This window comes from Dactylosporangium siamense (assembly GCF_016862795.1).
Lineage (GTDB): Bacteria > Actinomycetota > Actinomycetes > Mycobacteriales > Micromonosporaceae > Dactylosporangium > Dactylosporangium siamense.
Window position 1 is genome coordinate 1 of sequence record NZ_BONQ01000213.1, and the last position, 6856, is coordinate 6856.

Genomic DNA, 6856 nt, shown 5'->3' on the forward strand with positions numbered 1-6856 from the left:
CTTTTGTGTCATGGACGAGTTCGACGTCGTGGTGGTCGGTGCCGGGCCGGCGGGAGCGTCGGCCGCGCTCGCCGCGCGTCGGGCCGGCGCGAGCGTGCTGCTGCTGGACAAGGCCGACTTCCCGCGGGACAAGCCGTGCGGCGACGGGATCGCGCCGCACGCCCTCGACGTGCTCGCCGGGCTCGGGGTGACCGGCGTCGAGGCCGGGTACGCCCCGGTGCCGTCGTTACGCCTGGTCGGGCCAGCCGGCGGAGCCGTCGCCAGGGCGCACGCGCGGCCCACGTACACCATCCCCCGGCTCCATCTCGATCAGCGGATCGTGACCGCGGCGGTGGCTGCGGGCGCGGTGCTGCGGCGCCACACGGTGCGCCGGGTCGAGGAACGCGACGCCCGGGTCGTGCTGGACGGTGTGGTGTCGGCGGGCGCGGTCATCGGTGCCGACGGCGCGTATTCGGTCGTGCGCAAGGCGCTCGGGCAGGCATCGAACGGCCCCGGCCACCTGGCCCTCGCCATCCGCGGTTACGCGCCCGCCCCGGCGGGCCCGGTGGAACAGCGCATCGTCACGGCGTCGCGGGAGTGGCCGGCCTACGCGTGGGCCTTCCCGATCGGTGACGGCACCGCCAACATCGGCTACGGCGAGGTCCTGCACGGCCGGTCGATCTCCCGCGCGCACCTGCTGGACCGGCTGGCGGCGCTGCTGCCGGACGTCGACGTGGCCGCGGCCGGCGGGCTGCGCGCGCACCACCTGCCGCTGTCGACCCGGCGCCCGCCCCCGGCCCGCGGGCGGCTGCTGCTCGCCGGCGACGCGCTGTCGCTGATCAACCCGTTCACCGGGGAGGGCATCTTCTACGCGGTGCTGTCCGGCGCGCTCGCGGGCGCGGCCGCGGCCGGGGATGCGCCGGGGCGCCGCTACGCCGCCGCGTTCCAGGATCGGCTCGGCCGGCACCTGCGGCACTCGAGGGCGGCGGCGCTGCTCGGTGGCCGGCAGTGGATCGTCAACGCCGCGGTGCGCGCCGCCGACCGCCGGCAGGCGGTCTTCGACGACCTGATCGAGCTGGGCCTCGGCGACGGCACGCTGACCCCGCGCACGATCGGCGCCATCGCCCGGCACACCCTCATCCGGCGCTGAGGTTGCCGGCCATCCGGGCCAGGGTGCGCACGGTGGTCAGGTAGTCCTCGTCCGGGATCCCCTCGGCGGACCGCCGGCGGACCATGGCGACGTCCACCGCGATCGCCGCCCGGGCCCGCTCGCCGCCGGGGGTGAGCGCGCCGTCCGGCGTCGTCCAGCCACGGGCGGTGAGGTCGGCGACGACCTCCGGGTGGGACCGCTCCCCCGGGCCCCAGAACGGGTCGTCCGGGCCGAGCCCGTTGAGCACCTGCCAGTGCCGCCGGGTCAGCCCTCGCGCGTCCAGTGTGGACATGAACGCGTCCTCGATGCGGCGGTCGAGCTCGCGCAGCCAGTAGCCGATCGGCCGGTCCTCTGCTTTCATGGGATCCTCCTGTACATGTCCAAGGAATGTAGATAACAAAGATTATGCATGATGCACTTGGCGCGGTCGAGGCCGCGATGGTCGCGATCCGGCGCAGCCAGACCCGCCGCGCCCTCGCCCGCAGCGGACCGACCGGCGGGGTCGATCCGGCCGTCTTCGACGTCGTCGACGCCGTCGAGGCCGCTTCCGCCGCCGGTGACGGCGCTTCCGCCGCTGGGGCGGGTGCTTCCGCTGCCGGGGTGGGCGGCGGGGCGACGGTGATGTCGGTGGCGGCCGCGCTGGACGTGGCGCAGCCCCGCGCGAGCAAGCTCGTCGCCGCCGCCGTCGAGGCCGGCTGGCTGCGGCGGGAGGCGGACCAGGGCGATGGGCGGCGGTCGCTGCTGGTCCTCACCGAGGACGGCCTGGCGCTCGCCGAGCGGGTCCACGCGGCCCGGCGGGCCAGGTTCGCCGCCGCGACCGGCGACTGGTCCCCCGCGGAGCTGGCCACGTTCGCCCAGCTCCTGACGCGCTTCGTCGCGGGCCTCACCGAAACGGCTGGATCACGGCACTGAGCGTCGATTCTTCAATGCCCCCCGGCACGGTAATCTTCGCGCCAGGGGTGATGCGGTGACCGCCGAAGACGGCCAGGACGATGCGCTCATCGAGCCTGCGCTGTCCGACCTCGCGCACCGGTGGGTCGCCGCCGTGCGCCAGACCAGCTATCTCGACCTCGGCGCCGAGGCGCTGCGCGGGCGGTTCGACCGGTTCGTCAGCGGGCTCGCCGAGGTGCTGCGCTCCGAGCCCTTCGACCCCGCACCCGCGGCCGCCGTCGGGTCCGCGCTCGTCGAGGTCGGCCTGTCCAGCCCCGAGGCGCTGCAGCGCACGATCGCGGTGCTCGCGGGGCTGCCCGCCGCCGCGGACGGAAAGCCCGACGAGGACCGCATCGGCGCGATCCTCGGCGCCGTCGCGGCCGGCTTCACCCGCGCCGGGCGGCAGCGCATCCTCGACGACCAGGAGCGCATCCGCCGCGCCTGGGCCAGGGCGCTCACCGACGCCGAGCACAGCCTCCAGCTGGAGCTGCACCACCAGGCCCACCACGACCCGCTGACCGGGCTGCCCAACCGGATCCTGCTGCACCGGCACCTCGTCGACACCCTCGAGGCGGCCGGCAACCGCGACCGGATCGGGGTCTGCTTCCTCGACCTCGACGAGTTCAAGACCATCAACGACACCCTCGGGCACGGCTCCGGCGACCGGCTCCTGGTCGCCCTCGCCGACCGGCTGCGGGCCTGCGTCAACGGCGCCGGGCACTTCGTGGCCCGGGTCGGCGGCGACGAGTTCGTCGTGGTCGTGCGCCACAGCGACGGGCCCGGCCAGCTGACCGAGTTGGCCGAGGCGATGCTCGCCGAGCTCAGCAAGCCGGTGCGGCTGGACGGTCACGAGCTGTCGGTGTCGGCGAGCATCGGCATCGTCGAGCAGCCGTGCCACGGCGCCGCCCCCGAGGAGCTGCTGCGCGCCGCCGACGCCACGCTCTACCTGGCCAAGGAGGAGGGCCGGGCCCGCTACGCGCTGTTCGACGTCGAGCGCAACGCCCAGCAGGTGCTGCGCTACGGGTTGACCGGCCGGCTCGCGGGCGCCCTGGACCGCGGCGAGTTCGAGCTGGTCTACCAGCCCCTCGTCGCGCTCGCCGACAACCGCCTGCGCGGCGCGGAGGCGCTGCTGCGGTGGCGGCACCCGGACCTCGGCACCGTCTCGCCCAACACGTTCATCCCCGTCGCCGAGCAGTCCGGCATGATCCACCCGCTGGGCCGCTGGGTGCTGCGCGAGTCGTGCCGGGTCGCCGCCGACTGGCAACGCGCCCACCCGGACACGCCGCTGCTCATCAGCGTCAACGTCTCGCCCCGCCAGTGCACCGACCCGCGGCTGCTCGACGACGTGCGGCACGCCCTCGCCGACACCGGCCTCGACCCGGCCAACCTGCAGCTGGAGCTGACCGAGACGGTGCTCATGCAGTCCACCGGCCAGCCGATCCAGACCCTGCGCACCATCGCCGACCTCGGTGTGCGCATCGTCATCGACGACTTCGGCATCGGCTACTCCAACCTCGCCTACCTGCGCCACCTGCCGGTGCACGGGCTGAAGCTGGCCGGCGCCTTCATGGCCGGCATCCGCTCCCTGGCCAGCGACCACGTCGACGAGCAGATCGTGGAGACGGTGATCCGGCTCGCGCACACCCTGCAGATGACCGTCACCGCCGAGGGGATCGAGACGGCCGACCAGGCCGCCCGCCTCGCCGCCCTCGGCTGCGACCTCGGCCAGGGCTGGCACTTCGGCCGCCCGGTCCCCCCGGCGTCCTTCCCGGCCTCCTAGGAGTTGCTGCGGCGCAGGCGGATCCAGCGGTACCCGTAGCCGCCCAGCTGGAGTTGCGTGAAGTCGCCGACGGGTTCGTACTCCTGGTCGGCGAAGACGTCGTTGGGCAGGTGCGTGTCCTTGGCCAGGGCGCCGAGGTCCACCGTCGCGTCCTGGGTGCCGAGGTTGTGCAGGAACAGCATCGAGCCGGTCGGGCCGTCGGCGCGGTGCACCAGCACCCCCGGCGGCAGCGGCTGGTCCACGCACGCGCAGGTGCCGTTGCCGACCTCCGGGCTCTCCCGCAGGGTGCGGATCATCCGCTCGAACCACGCCAGCAGGGACGCCGGGTCGTGCCGCTGCGCGGTGACGTTGATCTGCTCGAAGCCCCACTCGCCCTTGCTGATCACGGGACGGATCGGCTCGGCGTCGCTGAACCCGCCGTTGGTCGCATAGGACCACTGCATCGGCGTCCGGATGGCGTACCGGCCGGCCTGGGTCAGGTCCTCCCCCATGCCGATCTCCTCGCCGTAGCGCAGCACCGGGGTGCCGCGCAGCGTGAACTGCAGCGAGTAGGCCAGCTCCAGGCGGCTGCGGTCACCACCGAGCATCGGGCCGAGGCGGCGGCGGATGCCACGGTCGTACAGCCGCATGTCCTCGTCGGGGCCGAACTGCTCGAACACGTCCTCGCGCTGCTCGGCGGTGAGCCGCGACAGGTCGATCTCGTCGTGGTTGCGCAGGAACGTGGCCCACTGGCCGCCCGGTGGCAGCTTCGGGGTGGTCTTCAGCCAGTCGATGACCGGCTCCGGGTTCTGCCGGGCGAGCGCGAGGACCAGGCGGCCGTTGAGCATGAAGTCGAACAGCATGTGGATGCGGTTCGCCGACCCGCCCGCGTCGCCGAAGTACTCCGGCAGCTTCTCCGGCTCCACGTTGGCCTCAGCGAGCAGGACCGCGTCACCACGCCGCCACTGGATGTGCTGGCGCAGCTCGGTGAGGTAGTCGAAGTCCATCGGGGCCTCGCTGCGCCCCGGCTCGGTCAGCTCGATGATGAACGGCACCGCGTCCATCCGGAACCCGGCGACGCCGAGCTGGATCCAGAACGCGAGGATCTTCTTGATCTCGGCGCGGACCAGGGGGTTGGCGAAGTTCAGGTCCGGTTGGAAGTCGTAGAAGCGGTGGTAGTACCAGGCACGGGCGCGGCGGTGGTAGGTCCACGTCTCGGCCTGCTCACCGGGGAACACCATCCCCTGGAAGCGGTCGGCGGGTTCCTTGTCGGCCCAGACGAACCAGTCCCGGTAGGGCGAGTCCTTCGACGCGACCGCCGACTGGAACCACGGGTGCTCGTCCGACGTGTGATTCACCACCAGGTCGATGATGACCTTGATGCCACGGTTCGCCGCCTCGTGCAGCAACTCGGCGAAGTCGCCCAGGGTGCCCAGTCTCGGATCGACGTTGTAGAAGTCCGTGGCGTCGTAGCCGTCGTCCCGGCCGGGTGTCGGATGGATCGGATGCAACCACAGGCAGTTGATCCCGAGCCTGGTCAGATAGTCGAGGCGGCTGATGAGACCTTGAAAGTCGCCGATGCCATCGCCGTTGGAGTCCTGGAACGTCTCGACGTCCAGGCAGTAGATGACACTCTCGGTGTACCAGCGCTCGCCCATGTGCTCCGGGTTACCGAATCGGCAATTACGCAAACGCGCGCTTGCGTGCGCCCCGCCCTGACCGCGAGGATGGCTCCCGGGGGGCTGATGGTCGACTTCGCCGGCGCGCTACGTGACGCCATCCAGGCACGGGGCCTGGGACTGGAACGCATCCAGGAGCGGCTTCGCGCCGAGGGCTTCTCGGTGAGTCTCGCCACATTGAGTTACTGGCAGACCGGGCGCAGCCGCCCGGAGCGGCGTGAGTCCCTGGCTGCCCTCGCCGAGCTCGAGAAGATCCTGGAGGTCGAGCCGGGGTCCCTGGCCGCCCTCGTGGGGCCTCCGCGGCCGCGCGGCCGGCATCTGCACAAGAGCCAGGAGGCACACGCCCTGGGGGCGTTCTGGTCCGAACAGGACCTCATCACGGACCTGGCGCAGGGCGTCGACACCCGCTGGGACGAGCGGCTGACCCGGCTCAGCCAGCACGACCGGGTGAATGTGGGCCCGGAGCGCGGCGAGATGTCGTTCCTCGTCCGCCAGGTCTTACGCGCCGAGGCCGACGGCCCCGACCGCTATGTGGTGATCGTGCGCCTCGACGAGCTGGAGCATCCGCTCCCGCTGGTGACCGCGGTCCGCAACTGCCGCCTGGGCCGGGTGGTCGAGCACGTCGAGAGCGCGTTCCTCCTGGCGGAACTGCTCTTCGACCGCCCGCTCGCCAAGGGCGAGACAGTCATCACCGAACATGCGCTGCATAATTATCCGCCGTTTCCGACAGCGACCAATTATGAGCGCAAGTTCCGGCTTCCGGTGCGTGAATACGTGCTCGAGGTGTGTTTCGATCCGGCTGCGCTGCCGCGGGCCGTCTATCAGTTCCAGCAGATGGACGGCCAGACCGAACAAGTGACCCCTTACGAGGTCGACGTGGGCAATTCGGTCCACGCGATCGCGCTTGACTATGGCCCGGGTCGATACGGGTTCCGATGGGACTGGGACTGATTTGGCTGCTCAGATGGTCTTGGGCAGTTGAGAACAACGGGGCGCCGGTGTGGCCAGCGCCCCGCCTCTGTTCCCGGACATTACCGGCGTCACCATCTGAACGGCTGGGATGTCGCCGCGACGGTAAGGGTGGAACGCATGTGCCGCCTCCACAAGGAAGTTCGTTTTCCTTGTCAATGACGCTATGACGGCACCCAACCCACCGGGAAGATCCCCTGAAGGCTTAACAGTTAACCCTAGGACCCCAACCCCCGGTTAACAGTTAAGTATGGGAAACAGCCCATTCACAAACCCGATCACCAGCGAGGCGGCCAGCAGCGCGAAACGCAGGCCGTGCGGCCGACAGTGACCGGCCGCAAGAGGACGGGCCCGCCTCCGTCGTCTCGCGCGCATGGCGGGCGAGCCGGA

The 6856-nt window shown here is 71.5% G+C and carries 6 protein-coding genes; 4 read left to right on the forward strand and 2 right to left on the reverse strand.

Annotation, left to right across the window (positions count from 1 at the left end; genetic code table 11):
• Positions 1-10: 10 nt before the first annotated feature.
• On the forward strand, positions 11-1129 hold the full coding sequence (locus Dsi01nite_RS56080) for a geranylgeranyl reductase family protein (protein ID WP_203854740.1): 1119 nt from the start codon (positions 11-13) through the stop codon (positions 1127-1129).
• Here the strand turns inward: Dsi01nite_RS56080 and Dsi01nite_RS56085 are convergent.
• Entirely contained in the window at positions 1116-1490 is a 375-nt protein-coding gene (locus Dsi01nite_RS56085) for a winged helix DNA-binding protein (RefSeq protein ID WP_203854735.1), read from the reverse strand. The two genes, Dsi01nite_RS56080 and Dsi01nite_RS56085, sit on opposite strands and share 14 nt — an antisense overlap.
• Before the next feature lie 44 nt (positions 1491-1534).
• Here Dsi01nite_RS56085 and Dsi01nite_RS56090 point away from each other — a divergent pair, with 44 nt between their 5' ends.
• Positions 1535-2041 (forward strand): MarR family winged helix-turn-helix transcriptional regulator, encoded by a 507-nt coding sequence (locus Dsi01nite_RS56090; RefSeq protein ID WP_203854736.1) that lies wholly within the window; start codon positions 1535-1537, stop codon positions 2039-2041.
• 55 nt (positions 2042-2096) lie between these two features.
• Positions 2097-3839: a putative bifunctional diguanylate cyclase/phosphodiesterase gene (locus Dsi01nite_RS56095; protein WP_203854737.1), complete on the forward strand. Its 1743-nt coding sequence runs from the start codon at positions 2097-2099 to the stop codon at positions 3837-3839.
• On the opposite strand, the gene Dsi01nite_RS56100 is transcribed toward Dsi01nite_RS56095, so the two are convergent.
• The gene (locus tag Dsi01nite_RS56100; RefSeq protein ID WP_203854738.1) at positions 3836-5476 is read right to left on the reverse strand and encodes an alpha-amylase family protein; all 1641 of its coding nucleotides are present in this window, start codon (positions 5474-5476) and stop codon (positions 3836-3838) included. The two genes, Dsi01nite_RS56095 and Dsi01nite_RS56100, sit on opposite strands and share 4 nt — an antisense overlap.
• An 87-nt stretch (positions 5477-5563) precedes the next feature.
• Between Dsi01nite_RS56100 and Dsi01nite_RS56105 the strand changes: the two genes are divergently transcribed.
• Positions 5564-6448 (forward strand): helix-turn-helix domain-containing protein, encoded by an 885-nt coding sequence (locus Dsi01nite_RS56105; protein ID WP_203854739.1) that lies wholly within the window; start codon positions 5564-5566, stop codon positions 6446-6448.
• Positions 6449-6856 lie beyond the last annotated feature (408 nt).

Excerpts from the sequence above, each read along its gene's own strand:
- Dsi01nite_RS56080 (WP_203854740.1), top strand. The coding sequence starts at position 11 with ATGGACGAGTTCGACGTCGTGGTGGTCGGTGCCGGGCCGGCGGGAGCG.
- Dsi01nite_RS56085 (WP_203854735.1), bottom strand. The coding sequence starts at position 1,490 with ATGAAAGCAGAGGACCGGCCGATCGGCTACTGGCTGCGCGAGCTCGAC.
- Dsi01nite_RS56090 (WP_203854736.1), top strand. The coding sequence starts at position 1,535 with ATGCATGATGCACTTGGCGCGGTCGAGGCCGCGATGGTCGCGATCCGG.
- Dsi01nite_RS56100 (WP_203854738.1), bottom strand. The coding sequence starts at position 5,476 with ATGGGCGAGCGCTGGTACACCGAGAGTGTCATCTACTGCCTGGACGTC.
- Dsi01nite_RS56105 (WP_203854739.1), top strand. The coding sequence starts at position 5,564 with ATGGTCGACTTCGCCGGCGCGCTACGTGACGCCATCCAGGCACGGGGC.